The organism is Chromobacterium sp. (genome assembly GCF_041912965.1).
Classification (GTDB): domain Bacteria; phylum Pseudomonadota; class Gammaproteobacteria; order Burkholderiales; family Chromobacteriaceae; genus Chromobacterium; species Chromobacterium aquaticum.
Genome location: NZ_JAYSGF010000027.1, coordinates 52,419 through 68,686 on the forward strand (window position 1 = coordinate 52,419; position 16,268 = coordinate 68,686).

Sequence of the window (16,268 nt, forward strand, 5' to 3'; positions counted from 1 at the left end):
CGTTAACAGCCGTTTATGGCCGATGCAAGGCCTTGAAAAGCCGATATTTCTTTACCTGCAAATAAAGCCAAATGGATAAGCCGACGACGCATCCCCGCCACCGCCGCGGGCATCCCCTATAAGGTACGCGCGCGAGAACGGCCGTGAGCGCAGCTGGCCAGCGCTTGCCATCGGCATGACTCGGCCGCAGAATGCGCTATTCCGGATGCCGGAATAATGGCGGCAAAAAATATGGACAGATTCCATCTGATGACTGTATTCATCGCCACGGCGGAGGCGGAAAGCTTTGCCGGCGCGGCGCGCAAACTGGGCTTGTCGCCGCCAGCGGTGACCCGCGCGGTGGCCGCGCTGGAAACTCGGCTGCAAGTGCGGCTGCTGAACCGCAGCACCCGTCATGTGCGTGTGACCGAGGCCGGCCAGCGCTATCTGGAGGACGCGCGCCGCGTCATCGCCGCGGCCGACGAGGCGGACGAAGCCGCCGCCGGCATAGACGCGCCGCCGCGCGGTTTGCTGACCGTGACCGCTCCGGTGCTGTTCGGCCGCCGTTACGTGATGCCGGGCATCAGCGACTTCCTGCGCCGCCACCCCGGAGTGACCGTGGACGCGCTATTGCTGGACCGAGTGGTCAATCTGCTGGAAGAAGGCGTGGACGTGGCGATACGCATCGGCGAACTGCCGGATTCCAGCCTGCGCGCGCAACGCGTGGGCCAAGTGCGGCTGCTGCTGTGCGCGTCGCCGGACTATCTGGCGGAACACGGTGCGCCGGCCTCGCTGGAGGATTTGCGCCGCCACGCCATCATCGCGTCGCGCGGCGTCGGTTCCGTCGCTGAATGGCGCTTCCAGCGCGGCGGCAAGATACTGAGCGCGCGGCTGACGCCCCGACTCACCGTCAGCGACAATGAGGCGGCGATCGCCGCCGCGGCGGCCGGCGTCGGCATTACCCGTCTGTTGTCCTATCAGGCCGCGCCGCTGCTGGCTTCCGGCCAGTTGCGCACGGTGCTGAGCGACAGCGATGATGCGGTCCAGGCCATTCACATCGTCCATCAGCAAGGCCGGCTGGCTTCGGCCAAGACCCGCGCCTTCATCGAACTGATGGCGCAACGGCTGCGCGCCGATCCGGCGCTGCGCTAGCGCCGCCATCCCCTTTCACCCTCGTTCAAGGAGACCTATCCATGTTGACCCCGCTTAAGGACAAGAGCGTACTCATCACCGGCGGCACCGCCGGCATCGGCCTGGGCCTGGCCCGTGCCTTCGCCGGCGCCGGCGCGCGCGTGGCGATCAGTGGCCGCAGCCAGGACAAACTGGATGCCGCGCTGGCCCGGCTGCGCGCCGAAGGGCTGAACGCGGCCGGTCACATCGCCGATGTGGCCCGGCCGGAGGATGTTGCCCGCCTGCTGTCCGCCACCGCGGCGCAGGCCGGCCTGGACGTGCTGTGCTGCAATGCCGGCATCTTCCCGTCCGCCCCGCTGGCAAGCATGAGCGCCGAGGAGTGGGACCAGGTGCAGCACACCAATGTACGCGGCAACTTCCTGTGCGTGCAGGCGGCGCTGCCCTTTCTGCGCCAGGCCGAATACGGCCGCGTCATCCTCACCTCCTCCATCACCGGTCCGGTCACCGGCTATGCCGGCTGGAGCCATTACGGCGCCAGCAAGGCGGCGCAGCTGGGCTTCATGCGCAGCGCGGCGCTGGAGCTGGCGCGCGACGATATCACCATCAACGCGGTGATGCCGGGCAATGTGCTGACCGAGGGGCTGCGCGAGCTGGGCGAGGACTATCTGAACAAAATGGCGGCGGCGGTGCCGCTGCGGCGGCTGGGCAGCGTCGACGACATCGCGAACGCCGCGCTGTTCTTCGCCAGCAAGGAGGCCGGCTTCATCACCGGCCAGACCCTGATCGTCGACGGCGGTCAGGTGTTGCCGGAGTCGCTGGACGCCATGGCCGGCTGAGCGCGACAAACCTCCGGCCGGCATCGCTGGCCTCGGCGCCAGCGATGTTCCAGCGCTCACATGGGGCTTTTCAATAGATTTCATTTCAAAAAAACAATAAAGACATAACAGCATGCGCCGCGATGGCGATTGACTGTGCGCGAACAATCGTTATGCTGTTGGCACCGCGGATGCAAAGGACCGCGGCTAAACCCGACAACAACACAGGCGCGCCAAAGCGCCAATTGGCGGGCGGATAGCGGCGCCAGCCGCGCCCCGCCACGCTGAATCGCTCAGAAAGGGAAATAGATGAGAACCTCCGCCACTCTGCTGGCCGCGGCCTGCTGCGCCGCTTTCGCCGTCTCCATCCAGGCTGCCGGCACCCTGGTCTACTGCTCCGAAGCCAGCCCGGACGGCTTCGACTCCGCCCAGTTCACCTCGGGCACCACCTTCGACGCGGCCGGCCACGCGCTGTTCGACCGCCTGGTGGGTTTCGAGAAAGGCTCGACCAAGGCCATTCCTGGCCTGGCCACCACCTGGAGCGCCTCGCCGGACGGCAAGGTCTACACCTTCAAGCTGCGCCAGGGCGTGAAGTTCCACACCACCGATTACTTCAAGCCGACGCGTGATTTCAACGCCGACGACGTGGTGTTCACCTTCATGCGCATGTTCGACAAGAACCACCCCTTCCGCAAAGCCTACAACACGGAATTCCCCTACGCGGTGGACACCGGCCTGGCCAGCAACGTCAGCGCCGTGGAAAAAGTGGACGCGCAGACGGTGCGCTTCGTGCTGAAAGCGCCGGACGCCGACCTGGCGATCAAGATCGCCATGCCCTTCGCCTCCATCCTGTCCGCCGAATACGCCGAGCAGCTGCTCAAGGCCGGCCGCGCCGCCGACATCAACCAGAAACCGGTGGGCACCGGCCCCTTCATCTTCAAGCGCTACCAGAAGGACGCCCAGATCCGCTACGCCGGCAATAAGGCGTATTGGGACAAGAGCGCGGTGAAGGTGGACAATCTGGTGTTCGCCATCGCCACCGACCCCTCGGTGCGCTATCAGAAAATGAAGGCCGGCGAGTGCCAGATCATGTCCTATCCGCGCCCCAGCGATCTGGCGGTGATGAAGACCGATCCCAAGCTGAAAATGCTGACCGCGCCCGGCTTCAATATCGGCTACCTCAGCTACAACCTGGACAAGCCGCAGTTCCAGAAGCGCGAGGTGCGCCAGGCGCTGGACATGGCGATCAACCGCCAGGCCATCATAGACGCGGTCTACCAGGGCCAGGGCCAAGCCGCCAGCAACCCCTTCCCATCCTCGCTGTGGTCCTACAACAAGAGCCTGAAGAACGCGCCCTACAATGTGGCCGCCGCCAAGGCGCTGCTGGCCAAGGCCGGCTACCCCAACGGCTTCGAGCTGAGCTTGTGGGCGATGCCGGTGCAGCGGCCGTACAACCCCAACGCCAAGCTGATGGCGGAGATGATACAGTCCGACTGGGCCAAGATAGGCGTCAAGGCCAAGATCGTGACCTATGAATGGGGCGAATACCTGAAGCGGATGAAGCGCGGCGAACACGACGCCGGCCTGATGGGCTGGACCGGCGACTACGCCAGCCCGGACAACTTCCTGGGCGTGCTGCTCAGCTGCGAGGCGGTGAACGGCTCCAACTACTCGCGCTACTGCAATAAGGAGTTCGACGCGCTGATCATCAAGGCCCGCACCCTGAACGATCAGGCCGAGCGCGCCAAGCTGTACTCCCAGGCGCAAACCCTGTTCAAGCGCGACCTGCCGTGGACCACCATCGCCCACTCCATCATCAATCAGCCGATGCGCAAGGAAGTGAACGGCTTCAAGATCAGCCCCTTCGGTGATTACCAGTTCAGCGGCGTCAGTGTGAAGTAAGGCCGCTTCAGGGCGCCGCCCTTGCGGCGCCCTGTCCGACGGCTAAATACTGTGCTGACTCACCCGCAAAGATAAGGCTTCCGCGCTTTCCTTGCGCTGGCTGTAACGGTCCGTCAGATAGGGGGACACATCGCGGGTAAGCAGCGTGAACTTCATCAACTCCTCCATCACATCCACTACCCGGTCATAGTAGGCGGATGGCTTCATCCTGCCGCCCTCGTCGAACTCGAGGAAAGCCTTGGGCACCGAGGACTGATTTGGAATGGTCAGCATCCTCATCCAGCGCCCCAAGATGCGCAGTTGGTTGACCGCATTGAACGACTGAGAACCGCCGGACACCTCCAGCACCGCCAAGGTCTTGCCCTGAGTGGGACGAACGGCCCCAGCGGACAGCGGAATCCAGTCAATTTGCGTCTTCATGACGCCGGTCATTGCCCCATGCCGTTCCGGGGTACACCACACCATGCCCTCGGCCCACAAAACAAGTTCGCGCAGCTCCTGCACCTTGGGGTGGCTATCCGGAGCATCATCCGGCAATGGCAGGCCCTTGGGATCGAACATCCTGACCTCCGCCCCCATCGCAAGCAACAAACGGCCCGCCTCCTCAGCCAAGAAACGGCTGTATGAGCGCTCGCGCAACGAGCCGTACAGCAGTAAAAAGCGGGGCGCATGCTTGGATGCGGGCACCGCAGACAACTGCGAAGACGACGGGCTTTCAAATAGATCAGCCCGGACATTGGGCAAATCGGGGGAATGGATGAGCATAGCGGCCTCCTGCAGGTAACGAGTCAATCCCCCTGTGCGAACCCCGCGTTGCGGCCTCACAAGGGTGAGCGGAACGCAGGCCATGATAATGGATCTAGACATTATTTCAATAGTTCTTGTATAGTTGAACCATGGAAAACAAAACCGCGACCCAAATCTTCGAATCCCTGTCTTCCAGCATCCGGCTCGACATTTACCGCTTGCTGGTCAGGCAAGGACTGGAAGGCATGGTGGCTGGCCAAATCGCCGGCACGCTCAACCTTCCTCCCAACAACGTGTCCTTTCACCTCAAGGGCATGAGCCATGCAGGCTTGGTTTCGGTGGAGCAGGAAGGACGCTACCAGCGCTATCGCGCCAATTTGACCTTGATGCTGGAATTGATCGCCTATTTGACCGAAGAGTGCTGCGCCGGCCATCCGGAGCAATGCGTCGACATGCGTGCGGACTCATGCTGCCCAGAAGCCGCCCTGCCCCCATCATCCAAAACTGACACGGAAAACTGATGCCATGAACGTGCTTTTCCTGTGCACCGGAAACGCCTGCCGCTCCATCCTGGGCGAAGCCGTTTTCAAGCACCTGGCGCCGGCCGGCTGGAAGGCCATGAGCGCGGGCAGCCAACCTGCCGGACAAGTGCATCCGCGCTCGCTGGCGCTCTTGAAGCGCGAAGGAATTGCTGCCGAGGGCTGCCGCAGCAAATCCTGGGACAATCTGCCGGCCACGCCCGACATCGTCATCACCGTCTGCGCTAGCGCCGCCGGCGAAACCTGCCCCGCCTACCTGGGGCAGGCGCTGCGCAGCCACTGGGGAGTGGAAGACCCCACCCACGCCACCGGCTCAGACGCGGAAATCGACGCGGCCTTCATGGCGGCCTACCGCATTCTGCGCACCCGGATTGAAACCTTCCTGGCCTTGCCGCTGGCCGAGCTGCGACAAGACCCCACGCGCCTGAAAGCGGAACTGGATCGTATCGGCGGCTTGCTGCCCTGAAGGCAAAGCAGCATGACGGCCATGACCATGCTGGCTGCAGCCCATGCAAGCCATCGGGACGTAGCCAGCCGGCTGGCTCTATCCACTCAATCGCAAACTCCCGGTCAGCCCACACCTTATGAAAAAGGAGAATCATTTTGTCCACCCCCTGTGACGCCACCCTTCACCGGGACAGCCCGGCGTCGATGAGCAGGTTTGAACGCTACCTGACCCTCTGGGTTTTTCTTTGCATCATCGCGGGAATCGCGCTGGGACAAACGCTGCCTCAGGTCTTCCAGGCTATCGGCAAGCTGGAAATCGCCCAGGTCAACCTTCCCGTCGGTTTGCTGATTTGGGTGATGATCATTCCCATGCTGGTCAAAGTCGATTTTGGCGCGCTGCACGAAGTACGCCATCATGTTCGCGGCATTGGCGTGACCCTGGTGGTGAATTGGCTGCTTAAGCCGTTCTCCATGGCGTTTCTAGGCTGGCTGTTCATTCGCAACCTATTTGCTCACATGCTCCCGGCGGAGCAGCTGGACAGTTATATTGCCGGACTGATCCTGCTAGCCGCCGCACCCTGCACCGCCATGGTCTTCGTGTGGAGCCGGCTGAGCAATGGCGACCCCTTGTTCACGCTGTCGCAGGTCGCCTTGAACGATAGCATTATGGTTGTGGCGTTCGCCCCGCTCGTCGGCCTCCTGCTCGGCATCTCCGCGATCACCGTGCCATGGAACACCCTGCTGGTATCGGTCGTGCTTTACATCGTGATTCCGGTCATCTTGGCGCAATCATGGCGCAAGGCGCTGCTAGCCAAGGGGCAGGCGGCTTTCGAGGCCGCCATGAGCAAGATTGGCCCTTGGTCGATCGCGGCCCTGCTCGCGACCTTGGTTCTGCTCTTCGCCTTCCAGGGCGAAGCGATATTGCAGCAGCCGCTAGTGATTGCCTTGCTGGCGGTCCCCATTTTGATCCAAGTGTTCTTCAACTCCGCCCTGGCCTACTGGTTCAACCGGCTCGTCGGAGAAAAGCATAGCGTGGCCTGCCCGTCTGCGTTGATTGGCGCGTCCAACTTCTTTGAACTATCGGTGGCCACCGCCATCAGCCTGTTCGGATTTCATTCCGGAGCGGCGCTGGCCACTGTTGTCGGCGTGTTGGTTGAAGTCCCCGCCATGCTGCTGGTTGTTCGCATCGTGAACGCCAGCAAAGACTGGTATGAAAGAGACGCGTAGCCGCTAAACACGCTCAGGGCGTCCGGTTCCTACTGCAAGGCCGCGGCGCTGCCGGAACCGCGCGGCCGCGTCTGAACCGTGGCTTGAGTTGTCCAGGCGGCCTAGCCTCCCTCCCGAACGAGCCGCGACGGAACGCGTTCCCGGCCCTTGCCGGGACAACCGCTAGCGAATGCGCGGCAGGAACAGCTCGGCCAGCATGCAGCGACAACTACCACCGCCCACCGCCTCTATGGTGGGAATGGGGTTGACCACCGGCTGGCCGTGCCGCTCCAACACTCTTTGCTGCGCCGACGTGAAGCCGTTCCACGCCTGTTCCGACATCGCGATCAGCGGCTGGCCGCCAGCGCCGCGCAATTGCAGGATATTGCCGCAGAAGCTGCGCTCCACCTGGGCCAGGCTGATGTCTATCACCTCGTGATGCTCGCTCAGCGCGCTCAGCACTTGCCGCCGCTGCTCCGGCCGGTGCAGGCTCTCGGAGCAAATCACCGCGAAGCCTTCGCCCACGCTCATCATCACATTGGTGTGGTAGATGGGCACGCCGCGGCTGTCCACGGTATCGAACAAATGCACCGCTTCCAGGCCGCGTCGGCGCGCGTAACGGTAGAGCGCGCTTGGATGGCAACGCTGCGAGCGCGCCGCGTACACCCGCTTGCGTGGATGATCGAACACCATCACCCCGGTGCCCTCCAATATCAGATCTTCTTCCTGCGGCGGGCCGGCCCACACGACTTGCTCCACCTCGTAGCCATGACTCAGCAGCAGTTGGCATAGCTCCTCCACCCGCCGCTCGCGGCGCCGGTTCAAGGTATGCATAGGATAAACGTGCAGGCTGCCATCCACGCTGGTGCTGAACCAGTTATTGGGAAACACCGCGTCCGGCGTCGGGTAGCCGTCCGGGCTTTTCTCCAGCACCAGCACTTCGACGCCATGATTGCGCAGGCGCTGCGCCATCGCGTCGAATTCGGCCAGCGCCAGCGCGGTGACCTCGGCGGCAGGCAGTTGCAGCCTATGCTGGAATACATTGTCGGCGCCGGTCTGTTCGTTGAAGGCGAAGTCGCACGGGCGCGCCATCACGACGGCGCGGGCCAGTTGGCCTTGTCTGGCGTTGAGCCAGATCGGCTCCAGGTTTTCTTGCGCCGGCGCGGCGGCGGCGATGGCTTGGGCTTGCATGGTGGGCGGCTCTTGGGTGGGTGGTTGCATGTCCGCCCGCGGGCGGCAAATCATTCTACAGACAGTACGGCCTCGCCCAATGCCAGAAACATGACACAAACCTTCAAGCAGGCGACACGCGCCGACTTGACTTCCACTGACGCGGGCGCTCAAATCAACAGACGGTCCCCAAGGCCGTTTTACACCGCCGGCGCTGTCGACTAGACCAATGGCCAGTCGCCCCCAACCGCCGAATTGCATGAAATTGAAGCCATCTTCGTGAAACATCGAGATTGTTCCGGCATGCCCTATTTCAAAATCTCCATTGTGCTGATCTTTGCGCTCTGCACTGTCTACATCCACTTTCGCGGCCGCCAGCGCCTGGGTTTCTGGCGACAACTGACCGATCACTCCACCTTCATGGCGCCGATCAACTGCTTCTGCTACCTGTTCTCCACCCTGCCAGCCCGCCCCTACCTACCACTGCAAAGTTTTCCCGAACTGCAAACGCTGAACGATAACTGGCAGCGCATCCGCACCGAGGCGCTGGCCCTGTCCAACGACGGCGCGATCAAGGCGTCCGACCGTTATGACGACCTGGGCTTCAATTCCTTCTTCAAATCCGGCTGGAAACGCTTCTACCTCAAGTGGTACGACCAGCCGCACCCATCCGCGGCCAAGCTGTGCCCCGAGACCACCGCGCTGCTGCAAGGCATTCCCTCGATCAAGGCGGCGATGTTCGCCAGCCTGCCGCCGGGCGGCCGACTGGTGCGCCACCGCGACCCCTTCGCCGGCTCGGTGCGTTTCCACCTGGGTTTGTCCACGCCGCAGAGCGAGGCCTGTTACATCGAGGTGGACGGCGAACGCTACAGCTGGCGCGACGGCGAGGCGGTGTTGTTCGACGAAACCTATCTGCACTATGCGGAGAACGCCACCAAGCATCAGCGCATCATCCTGTTCTGCGATATCGAGCGACCGATGCGCTTCCGGCTCGCCGCCTGGTGCAACCGCCAGATCAGCCGCCTGCTGCTGGGCGCAGCCAGTTCCCCCAATCAGGAAGGCGACCGCACCGGCGCGCTCAACCGCCTGTTCCGCTATGTGCAGGCGGTGCGCTTGTTCGGCAAGCGCATCAAGGCGCAGAGCCGCCTTGGCTATTACGCGCTGAAATGGCTGTTGTTCGGTGGCTTGTTGCTGGGCTGGCTGCTGAGTTGAGCCAGCAGCCAGCCGTTTGACCGATAGCGTTTGCGAATAGAGAAACCAGCTGCCTCGACTAGTTCAGATCGTCTTCATTGAAGCCCATCTGCATCAGCTCGCCGGCGGCGTTGCGGCAGCTGACCGCGAAATCGGGCCGCTCCGGGGTCTTGCTGCCCGGATGCAAGCGCACGGAAGTCACTTCCATGCAATCGCGGGCCAGCGCCGCCCGACGACCCACTTTTGCCAGTTCCGGCGCCCAGCGGCAGAAAGCGCCGCCGGCGAAAGCCTGGGCTCCGCACAACTCGCCTGCAGGCTGGATCGCATCCGGCAGAACCACGCCGGCAATGGCCTTCAACTCCTCCTCGTTCTTGGCCGCGGCCTGATGCTGACTGGGCCACACCGAACACGTCAGCCAAATGCCTCCCGCCAGCATGGCGGCAAACAGCACGCCGACATGGACCCAGGACAGCGGCGAGGGCTGCGCCGGCTCGCGCCTCGGCAGTGGCCGCGGATACATTTCCTGATAAGGCGTCCGGCATTCCGGGCACACGCCTGGCGGCGCTTGCCGGCCGCGCGGCGCGGCGCCGCTCACATGGCCGCAATGACGGCAATGTTTCGTCTTCATCATTGTGCATCACTCCCCAGATTGAGGTCCGCCGCGCTCGCCGACGCTTTTGTCCAACCTCATTCCTAACACCCGCACCCCAATGCGGACATCCTTAAATGCTAACCCATGCGATGCCATTGGTGTTTGCGGCGGCATCGCGCCCAGCCTGCCCTATTTCACAGGCGACAACGGCAAGGCGCGCGACCGCCCCATGGCAGGACCCCGGTGCGGGAGGTGTATGCTGTTGCCCTGCTCATCAGCAAGACAGGAGGGAACAATGGGTTTCAGCACCGCAGAAAAAGACAAGATGGTGGCGTTGAAAGGCGTCGGCGCCACCGTCGTTTCCAGATTGGAACAAATAGGCTTTACTTCATTGCCGCAACTGGCGGATCAGGACCCGGCGCTGCTGACACGCCAGATCGCGGACATGATGGGCTCCAGTTGCTGGCACAACAGCCCGCAGGCCAGGGCCGCGATCCGGGCCATCATCGAGCTGGCGCGGACGGAGCGCGGCTGAGCCCCTGACCTCCGCCCGAAAAACGTAGCGGAGCGGCAGCAAATCTGTGAGATCGCTGCCACGCGCATTCGCCATGGCGCCGGTGATGCAACAACGCCGGCCTTACGCAGAAGTTGGTTCTGTTTGCGAGTCTTAGAACCTGTTCAAAGTCTGCTGCGCTTCGGCGATACGGCGTTGAAACCAAGCTCAAAATGCTCATGTACCACGTGTACATTCCGCTTTTTCGCTCGTTTTCGCCTTGTCTCGCCCTTGCTCGCGAGACTTTGAACAGGCTCTTAGTAGTGGTAACGACACTGCAAAATGGTCAGCACATCATTATGTACGGCATAGACCAGGCGATGCTCGTCATCGATACGGCGCGACCAGAAGCCGGCGAACTGATGCCTCAGCGGCTCCGGCTTGCCTATCCCTTCAAACGGGTTGCGCTGGATGTCCTTGATCAGAGCGTTGATGCGCTTGAAGGTGGGCTTGCTGTTCTGCTGCCAGTAGAGGCAATCCTCCCACGCGTTGTCATCAAACTTGATCTGCATCACTCGCCTCCGTCTTCGAGCAGCGTCCTTTCCTTGGCTTCTCCGTTGTGGAATCTTGCCGCCGCATCGGCCAGCCGCTTGGCGTTTTCAGGGGAGCGCGTCAGGTAGGCGGTTTCTTCCAACGCGTTGTAATCGGCCAGCGACATGATCACCACCGGCTCACCGCGCTGGGTGGTGACGATCACCGGCGCCCGGTCTTCATTCACTTGGCGCATGACTTCGGCCAGGTGCTGGCGGGTGTGGCTGTAGGTAAGCGCTTTCAAGGTATGCCTCCCTCAAGTCGACAATGATTGTACAAACCATAGCACAATCACCACAACCATGCAGCCTGTCGCGACTCGCGCCGGTAGATTCCCCCATGCTCAACACCCTTCCGAAGCGCCTGCTGTTCTAGCGCCGCCCAAACAAGCCCCAAGAGAAGTCCACTTCCCCATCCTGAAACACGGGAAAGCCGCGCAAGCATGAACGCAGCCACACCTAGATCGCCTAACAGATAGTTCTGGCCATCAATGAACGGCCGCCCTTTCGAGGGAGGTTTAAATGTCCGGAATACTTTGCACGATGAAGGAAATTCGTCGGCGGACAGGGTTTCACCCTGCAACGATCTACCGTAAGATCAAGAAGAATGAATTTCCCGGGCCCATCAAAATCGGAACCGCGTCTCGCTGGCCTGAAGAGGACTATGCGAAATGGCGGGCAGAGTACATCTCCAAGCAGCGTGCTGACCCCACCGACAAGCTTTGTGAGTAACACTGTGAGCAACAAAGCATCGGACTAGAAATTAGCACCAACAAATTCAATTGGTTAGACCAAAAATGCTATTGATGATCGACAACTACGACTCCTTCACCTACAACCTGGTGCAGTACTTCGGCGAGCTGGGCCAGGAGGTGAAGGTGTTCCGCAACGATGAAATCACCGTGCAGCAAATCGAAGCGCTGCGCCCGCAATACCTGGTGATCTCACCTGGCCCCTGCACCCCCAACGAGGCCGGCGTGTCGGTGCCGGCAATCAAGCACTTCGCCGGCCAACTGCCCATCATGGGCGTGTGCCTGGGTCACCAGGGCATAGGCCAGGCTTTCGGCGGCCGCATCGTTCACGCCAAGCAACTGATGCACGGCAAGGTGTCGCCGGTGCATCACCACGATGTCGGCATGTTCCGCGGCCTGCCCAATCCAGTCACCTGCACCCGCTACCATTCGCTGGTGATCGAGCGCGAGACGCTGCCGGACTGCCTGGATGTCACCGCCTGGACCGACGACGGCGAGATCATGGGCGTGCGCCACAAGACGCTGCCGATAGAGGGCGTGCAGTTCCACCCGGAATCCATTCTCACCGAGCATGGCCACGCGATGCTGGACAACTTCTTGAAAGAGTTCGCCTGATGAAGAGGATGTTGATGCTGGCCGCGGCGCTGACGTTGGCTGGCGCGGTGCAAGCCGGTGCGCTGGATGATTGCATGCGCGCCGAAGCGCAAAGCCCGGCGGTATCCACCTGCCTGCAGCAGCGCCAGGCCAAGGCCGAGGCGGCGCTAGCCCTGACGGAACAGCAGACCGCCGCCGCGATGCGCGATCTGGATCAGGTCACCGGCAACCGCTACCGGACGCGCTTGGCCTTGAGCCAATCCGCTCGCGCCTTCAAGGTCTACCTGGACAAACAGTGCCGCTGGGTGGCCAGCAGCTACGCCAGCGGCAATGGCGCCGCCCAGGCCCAAGCCGGCTGCCGTATCGACCTGACCGAGCAGCGCCTCGCCCAATTGGCGGCGCACGCCGGCAACTGAACTCCCGGAGCGGCCGGCTCCGCGCCGGCCTCGCCCGCCCAAGCTAAAGGACTACCCGATGATTACCCCGCAGGCCGCGCTGAACCGGCTGATCGACGGCAATGAACTGTTCTATGACGAGATGCTGGACTTGATGCGCCAGATCATGCGCGGCGAACTGACGCCGGCGCAGACCGCGGCCATCTTGATCGGCCTGCGCGTCAAGGTGGAATCGGTGCTGGAAATCGCCGCCGCCGCCACCGTGATGCGCGAGTTCGCCACGCCAGTGCCCATCAGCCTGCGCGAGCATCTGGTGGACACCTGCGGCACCGGTGGCGACAAATCCCATACCTTCAATATCTCCACCACCGCCGCCTTCGTCGCTGCGGCGGCCGGCGCCCGCGTGGCCAAGCACGGGGGCCGCTCGGTGTCGTCCAGCTCCGGCAGCGCCGATGTGCTGGAGTCGCTGGGGGTGCAGCTGGCGTTGAGCGCCGAGCAGGTGGGCCGCTGTGTCGACGAAATCGGCATCGGCTTCATGTTCGCACCCAATCATCACACCGCGATGCGCCACGTGGCGCCCATCCGCAAGGAGTTGGGCGCGCGCACCATCTTCAACATCCTGGGACCGCTGACCAATCCGGCCGACGCTGAAAACCAGCTGATGGGCGTGTTCCACCCTGATCTGGTCGGCATCCAGGCGCGGGTGCTGAAACAATTGGGCAGCCGCCACGCGCTGATCGTGCACGGGCAGGATGGACTGGATGAGCTGACCTTGTCCGGGCCCAGCATGGTGGCGGAGTTGAAGGACGGCCAGATTGAGGAATACTTGCTGGACCCGCGCGAACTGGGCTTCGAATTCGCCGAACTCAAGCAGTTGCGCGCCGAAACCGCCGCCGCCTCGCGCGACATTCTGCTGGCGGTGCTGAATCAGGAAACCGGTCCTGCTCGCGACATCGTCATCCTCAACGCCGCCGCCGCCATCTACACGGCCGGGGTTTCCCCTAGCCTGGCCGACGGTGTTACCATGGCGCGCGAAGCGCTAGACTCGGGCCGCGCCCGAGCCAAGCTGGATCAATTGATCCAACTCAGTCACGCGCTGACGGCTTGAGCCCAGAATAATCCGCGCCGGCATCGCAGCCCTTGCCGGCGCCCCTAGATATGAATGCACCATTAAAGCCATGAGCAAACTGTCCAAAGACATCTTCAAGGCCTATGACATCCGCGGCATCGTCGGCAAGACCCTGACCAATGACGTCGCCCGCCAGATCGGCCAGGCCATCGGTTCCGAAGCCAAGGCCCGCAAAGTGAAATCCATCGTGGTCGGCCGCGACGGCCGCCTGTCCGGCCCCGAGCTGTGCCAGGCGCTGGCCGAAGGCATCCAGGCCGCCGGCGTCGACGTGGTCGACGTGGGCCGCGTCGCCACGCCGATGCTGTATTTCGCCGCCCATGAGCTGGGCTCGCTGTCCGGCGTGATGGTCACCGGCAGCCACAATCCTCCGGATTACAACGGCTTCAAGATGATGCTGGCCGGCAATACCCTGGCCGGCGACGATATCCAGAAGTTGTACCAGCGCATCGTCGATGGCGATCTCGCCAGCGGCGAAGGCGGCTACGGTACTCATGACATCGCCGAAGCCTATCTGGACCGCATCACCTCCGACATCAAGCTGGAGCGCCCGCTCAATATCGTGGTGGACTGCGGCAACGGCGTGCCCGGCGCGTTCGCGCCGGTGTTGTTCCGCCGCCTGGGCTGCCGCGTGCGCGAGCTGTTCTGCGACGTGGACGGCAACTTCCCCAATCACCACCCGGACCCGGCCAAGCCGGAAAATCTGCAGGATGTGATCGACGCGCTGCAGAAGACCGACGCCGAAATCGGCCTGGCCTTCGACGGCGACGGCGACCGCCTGGGCGTGGTGACCAAGGACGGCACCATCATCTGGCCGGACCGCCAGCTGATGTTGTTCGCCGCCGACGTGCTGGAGCGCAATCCCAAGGCCAAGATCATCTACGATGTGAAATCCACCCGCCTGCTCAAGCCGTGGATCAAGCAAAACGGCGGCGTGCCGGTGATGGCGCGCACCGGCCACAGCTTCATCAAGGCCAAGATCAAGGAAACCGGCGCGCTGCTGGCCGGCGAGATGAGCGGCCATGTGTTCTTCAAGGAACGCTGGTACGGCTTCGACGACGGCATGTACGCCGGCGCCCGCCTGCTGGAAGTGCTGTCCCGCGTCGAGGACCCCAGCGCGCTGCTCAATGCGCTGCCCAATGCGGTCTCCACGCCGGAACTCAACCTGAAGATGGCCAAGGAAGGCGAGAACCACGCCTTGATCGCCAAATTGCAGGCCTCCGCCAGCTTCGACGGCGCCGAAGAGGTCAACACCCTGGACGGCCTGCGCGTGGAATACAAGGACGGCTTCGGCCTGGCGCGCGCGTCCAACACCACGCCGGTGATCGTGCTGCGCTTCGAGGCCGACAACGACGTGGCGCTGGAGCGCATCAAGGGTGACTTCCGCCGCGTGCTGGGCACCGCCACTGACGCCAAGTTGCCGTTCTGACACCGGACAGTCCAACGTCTTGCCAGCGTTCCACGCGAACGCGAATCAACACCGCCGGGGACATGGCCGCAGCCATGTCCCTGTTGTATTGAAAGGAAAACCATGTACGCCCAGGCTGCATCCAGCTTCAACACCGCGCGCGACCTGCTGCGCTTCGCCGTATCACGCTTCAACGACGCCGGCCTGTTCTACGGCCACGGCACCCAGAACGCCTACGACGAAGCCGCTTACCTGATTTTGTCGGCGCTGAAACTGCCAGTGGACCAGCTCGAGCCCTTTCTCGACGCCAAGCTGCTACCCACCGAGGTCAAGGACGTGATCGACCTGATCGAGCGCCGCGCCGAGGAGCGGGTGCCGGTGGCCTATCTGACCCACGAAGCCTGGCAGGGCGATTTCAACTTCTACGTGGACGAACGCGTGCTGGTGCCGCGCTCCTTCATTTACGAGCTGCTGGGCGAACCGCTGCAGCCGTGGATCGAACACCCGGAGCTGGTGCAGCGCGCGCTGGACCTGTGCACCGGTTCCGGCTGCCTGGCCGTCCAGCTGGCGCACCATTACCCGGACGCGGAAATCGACGCGGTGGACATCTCGCTGGACGCGCTGGAAGTCGCGGCCATCAATGTGCAGAACTACGGCCTGGACGAGCGCGTGCAGCTGATCCACACCGATATGTTCGAGGGCATAGAAGAGAAGTACGACCTGATCATTTCCAACCCGCCCTATGTCGATGCCGAATCGGTGGACGCGCTGCCGCCGGAATACCTGCACGAGCCGGAACTGGCGCTGGGCTCCGGCGAGGACGGCCTGGACGCCACCCGCGAAATCCTGCGCCGCGCGCCGGACTTCCTGAACGACAAAGGCGTGCTGCTGGTGGAGATCGGCCACAACCGCGACATGCTGGAAGAGTGCTTCCCCACCCTGCCCTTCATGTGGATGGAAACCGAAAGCGGCGACGGCTTCGTGTTCCTGATCACGCGTGAGGATCTGGTGGCCGGCCTGGCCGCCGACGCGCAGTAACACCCGCTAACAAAACCCCTGAAGCTGCGTTGCGCCGACTTGCCGTACCCAAGCTACCGTCTGCGTCGGCGCGCCTTGGCTCAGCGTTTTGCTAGCGACTCTAAGAACCTGTTTACGATCTTTTTGTAAGCGATAATGGGCTAGTGAAGAGAA

At 62.8% G+C, this 16,268-nt stretch carries 19 protein-coding genes; 14 read left to right on the plus strand and 5 right to left on the minus strand.

The window, feature by feature from the left end:
- The first annotated feature begins 231 nt into the window (after positions 1-231).
- The 3 genes from ACE3QM_RS14980 to ACE3QM_RS14990 all read left to right on the plus strand — a co-directional run bounded on the left by ACE3QM_RS14980 (position 232) and on the right by ACE3QM_RS14990 (position 3,827).
- Positions 232-1,131 (plus strand): LysR family transcriptional regulator, encoded by a 900-nt coding sequence (locus tag ACE3QM_RS14980; RefSeq protein WP_048411556.1) that lies wholly within the window; start codon positions 232-234, stop codon positions 1,129-1,131.
- A gap of 41 nt (positions 1,132-1,172) precedes the next feature.
- Positions 1,173-1,946, plus strand: coding sequence for a 3-oxoacyl-ACP reductase FabG (gene fabG, locus ACE3QM_RS14985; RefSeq protein ID WP_374422971.1), 774 nt, complete (start codon positions 1,173-1,175; stop codon positions 1,944-1,946).
- A gap of 288 nt (positions 1,947-2,234) precedes the next feature.
- Positions 2,235-3,827, plus strand: a complete 1,593-nt coding sequence (locus ACE3QM_RS14990; RefSeq protein WP_374422973.1) for an ABC transporter substrate-binding protein — start codon at positions 2,235-2,237, stop codon at positions 3,825-3,827.
- A gap of 42 nt (positions 3,828-3,869) precedes the next feature.
- On the opposite strand, the gene arsH is transcribed toward ACE3QM_RS14990, so the two are convergent.
- A complete protein-coding gene (gene arsH, locus ACE3QM_RS14995; RefSeq protein WP_374422975.1) occupies positions 3,870-4,592 on the minus strand; it encodes an arsenical resistance protein ArsH in 723 nt (240 codons plus the stop codon).
- Positions 4,593-4,723: 131 nt separating this feature from the next.
- Between arsH and ACE3QM_RS15000 the strand changes: the two genes are divergently transcribed.
- The 3 genes from ACE3QM_RS15000 to arsB all read left to right on the plus strand — a co-directional run bounded on the left by ACE3QM_RS15000 (position 4,724) and on the right by arsB (position 6,787).
- A complete protein-coding gene (locus tag ACE3QM_RS15000; RefSeq protein WP_048411552.1) occupies positions 4,724-5,095 on the plus strand; it encodes a helix-turn-helix transcriptional regulator in 372 nt (123 codons plus the stop codon).
- Between the two features lie 4 nt (positions 5,096-5,099).
- On the plus strand, positions 5,100-5,579 hold the full coding sequence (locus tag ACE3QM_RS15005) for an arsenate reductase ArsC (protein WP_374422977.1): 480 nt from the start codon (positions 5,100-5,102) through the stop codon (positions 5,577-5,579).
- Positions 5,580-5,764: 185 nt separating this feature from the next.
- Complete coding sequence (arsB, locus tag ACE3QM_RS15010) at positions 5,765-6,787, plus strand: ACR3 family arsenite efflux transporter (protein ID WP_374422988.1); 1,023 nt, start codon at positions 5,765-5,767, stop codon at positions 6,785-6,787.
- A 162-nt stretch (positions 6,788-6,949) separates the two neighbouring features.
- On the opposite strand, the gene ACE3QM_RS15015 is transcribed toward arsB, so the two are convergent.
- The gene (locus ACE3QM_RS15015) at positions 6,950-7,957 is read right to left on the minus strand and encodes an arginine deiminase-related protein (protein WP_231462769.1); all 1,008 of its coding nucleotides are present in this window, start codon (positions 7,955-7,957) and stop codon (positions 6,950-6,952) included.
- A gap of 282 nt (positions 7,958-8,239) precedes the next feature.
- Between ACE3QM_RS15015 and ACE3QM_RS15020 the strand changes: the two genes are divergently transcribed.
- Positions 8,240-9,148, plus strand: coding sequence for an aspartyl/asparaginyl beta-hydroxylase domain-containing protein (locus tag ACE3QM_RS15020; protein WP_048411549.1), 909 nt, complete (start codon positions 8,240-8,242; stop codon positions 9,146-9,148).
- Between the two features lie 58 nt (positions 9,149-9,206).
- On the opposite strand, the gene ACE3QM_RS15025 is transcribed toward ACE3QM_RS15020, so the two are convergent.
- Complete coding sequence (locus ACE3QM_RS15025; RefSeq protein WP_156183979.1) at positions 9,207-9,758, minus strand: hypothetical protein; 552 nt, start codon at positions 9,756-9,758, stop codon at positions 9,207-9,209.
- Positions 9,759-9,975: 217 nt separating this feature from the next.
- Here ACE3QM_RS15025 and ACE3QM_RS15030 point away from each other — a divergent pair, with 217 nt between their 5' ends.
- Positions 9,976-10,254, plus strand: a complete 279-nt coding sequence (locus tag ACE3QM_RS15030) for a recombinase RecA (protein WP_374422980.1) — start codon at positions 9,976-9,978, stop codon at positions 10,252-10,254.
- Positions 10,255-10,529: 275 nt separating this feature from the next.
- On the opposite strand, the gene ACE3QM_RS15035 is transcribed toward ACE3QM_RS15030, so the two are convergent.
- On the minus strand, positions 10,530-10,784 hold the full coding sequence (locus ACE3QM_RS15035) for a Txe/YoeB family addiction module toxin (RefSeq protein ID WP_048411546.1): 255 nt from the start codon (positions 10,782-10,784) through the stop codon (positions 10,530-10,532).
- Positions 10,784-11,047: a type II toxin-antitoxin system Phd/YefM family antitoxin gene (locus tag ACE3QM_RS15040; RefSeq protein WP_048411545.1), complete on the minus strand. Its 264-nt coding sequence runs from the start codon at positions 11,045-11,047 to the stop codon at positions 10,784-10,786. Before ACE3QM_RS15040 ends, ACE3QM_RS15035 begins: the two co-directional genes overlap by 1 nt.
- Positions 11,048-11,324: 277 nt before the next feature.
- On the opposite strand from ACE3QM_RS15040, the gene ACE3QM_RS15045 reads away from it, so the two are divergent.
- The 6 genes from ACE3QM_RS15045 (at position 11,325) to prmB (ending at position 16,115) form a co-directional block, all read left to right on the plus strand.
- Positions 11,325-11,534, plus strand: coding sequence for a helix-turn-helix transcriptional regulator (locus ACE3QM_RS15045; RefSeq protein ID WP_374422983.1), 210 nt, complete (start codon positions 11,325-11,327; stop codon positions 11,532-11,534).
- A 65-nt stretch (positions 11,535-11,599) separates the two neighbouring features.
- The gene (locus ACE3QM_RS15050) at positions 11,600-12,169 is read left to right on the plus strand and encodes an aminodeoxychorismate/anthranilate synthase component II (RefSeq protein WP_048411543.1); all 570 of its coding nucleotides are present in this window, start codon (positions 11,600-11,602) and stop codon (positions 12,167-12,169) included.
- Positions 12,169-12,564 (plus strand): lysozyme inhibitor LprI family protein, encoded by a 396-nt coding sequence (locus ACE3QM_RS15055; RefSeq protein WP_374422985.1) that lies wholly within the window; start codon positions 12,169-12,171, stop codon positions 12,562-12,564. Before ACE3QM_RS15050 ends, ACE3QM_RS15055 begins: the two co-directional genes overlap by 1 nt.
- Before the next feature lie 58 nt (positions 12,565-12,622).
- Positions 12,623-13,651 (plus strand): anthranilate phosphoribosyltransferase, encoded by a 1,029-nt coding sequence (gene trpD / locus ACE3QM_RS15060; protein ID WP_231460934.1) that lies wholly within the window; start codon positions 12,623-12,625, stop codon positions 13,649-13,651.
- A gap of 70 nt (positions 13,652-13,721) precedes the next feature.
- Complete coding sequence (locus ACE3QM_RS15065) at positions 13,722-15,098, plus strand: phosphomannomutase/phosphoglucomutase (RefSeq protein WP_048411540.1); 1,377 nt, start codon at positions 13,722-13,724, stop codon at positions 15,096-15,098.
- Between the two features lie 102 nt (positions 15,099-15,200).
- Positions 15,201-16,115, plus strand: a complete 915-nt coding sequence (gene prmB, locus ACE3QM_RS15070) for a 50S ribosomal protein L3 N(5)-glutamine methyltransferase (RefSeq protein ID WP_048411539.1) — start codon at positions 15,201-15,203, stop codon at positions 16,113-16,115.
- Positions 16,116-16,268 lie beyond the last annotated feature (153 nt).

What these genes read in the sequence shown, in the direction of transcription:
- ACE3QM_RS15000 (WP_048411552.1), top strand. Translation starts at nt 4,724, where the DNA reads ATGGAAAACAAAACCGCGACCCAAATCTTCGAATCCCTGTCTTCCAGC.
- trpD (WP_231460934.1), top strand. Translation starts at nt 12,623, where the DNA reads ATGATTACCCCGCAGGCCGCGCTGAACCGGCTGATCGACGGCAATGAA.
- ACE3QM_RS15025 (WP_156183979.1), bottom strand. Translation starts at nt 9,758, where the DNA reads ATGATGAAGACGAAACATTGCCGTCATTGCGGCCATGTGAGCGGCGCC.
- ACE3QM_RS15020 (WP_048411549.1), top strand. Translation starts at nt 8,240, where the DNA reads ATGCCCTATTTCAAAATCTCCATTGTGCTGATCTTTGCGCTCTGCACT.
- ACE3QM_RS15050 (WP_048411543.1), top strand. Translation starts at nt 11,600, where the DNA reads ATGCTATTGATGATCGACAACTACGACTCCTTCACCTACAACCTGGTG.
- arsB (WP_374422988.1), top strand. Translation starts at nt 5,765, where the DNA reads ATGAGCAGGTTTGAACGCTACCTGACCCTCTGGGTTTTTCTTTGCATC.
- ACE3QM_RS15030 (WP_374422980.1), top strand. Translation starts at nt 9,976, where the DNA reads ATGCTGTTGCCCTGCTCATCAGCAAGACAGGAGGGAACAATGGGTTTC.
- ACE3QM_RS15045 (WP_374422983.1), top strand. Translation starts at nt 11,325, where the DNA reads ATGTCCGGAATACTTTGCACGATGAAGGAAATTCGTCGGCGGACAGGG.
- ACE3QM_RS15005 (WP_374422977.1), top strand. Translation starts at nt 5,100, where the DNA reads ATGAACGTGCTTTTCCTGTGCACCGGAAACGCCTGCCGCTCCATCCTG.
- ACE3QM_RS15035 (WP_048411546.1), bottom strand. Translation starts at nt 10,784, where the DNA reads ATGCAGATCAAGTTTGATGACAACGCGTGGGAGGATTGCCTCTACTGG.
- ACE3QM_RS15065 (WP_048411540.1), top strand. Translation starts at nt 13,722, where the DNA reads ATGAGCAAACTGTCCAAAGACATCTTCAAGGCCTATGACATCCGCGGC.
- arsH (WP_374422975.1), bottom strand. Translation starts at nt 4,592, where the DNA reads ATGCTCATCCATTCCCCCGATTTGCCCAATGTCCGGGCTGATCTATTT.
- ACE3QM_RS14990 (WP_374422973.1), top strand. Translation starts at nt 2,235, where the DNA reads ATGAGAACCTCCGCCACTCTGCTGGCCGCGGCCTGCTGCGCCGCTTTC.
- ACE3QM_RS15015 (WP_231462769.1), bottom strand. Translation starts at nt 7,957, where the DNA reads ATGCAAGCCCAAGCCATCGCCGCCGCCGCGCCGGCGCAAGAAAACCTG.
- prmB (WP_048411539.1), top strand. Translation starts at nt 15,201, where the DNA reads ATGTACGCCCAGGCTGCATCCAGCTTCAACACCGCGCGCGACCTGCTG.
- ACE3QM_RS14980 (WP_048411556.1), top strand. Translation starts at nt 232, where the DNA reads ATGGACAGATTCCATCTGATGACTGTATTCATCGCCACGGCGGAGGCG.
- fabG (WP_374422971.1), top strand. Translation starts at nt 1,173, where the DNA reads ATGTTGACCCCGCTTAAGGACAAGAGCGTACTCATCACCGGCGGCACC.
- ACE3QM_RS15055 (WP_374422985.1), top strand. Translation starts at nt 12,169, where the DNA reads ATGAAGAGGATGTTGATGCTGGCCGCGGCGCTGACGTTGGCTGGCGCG.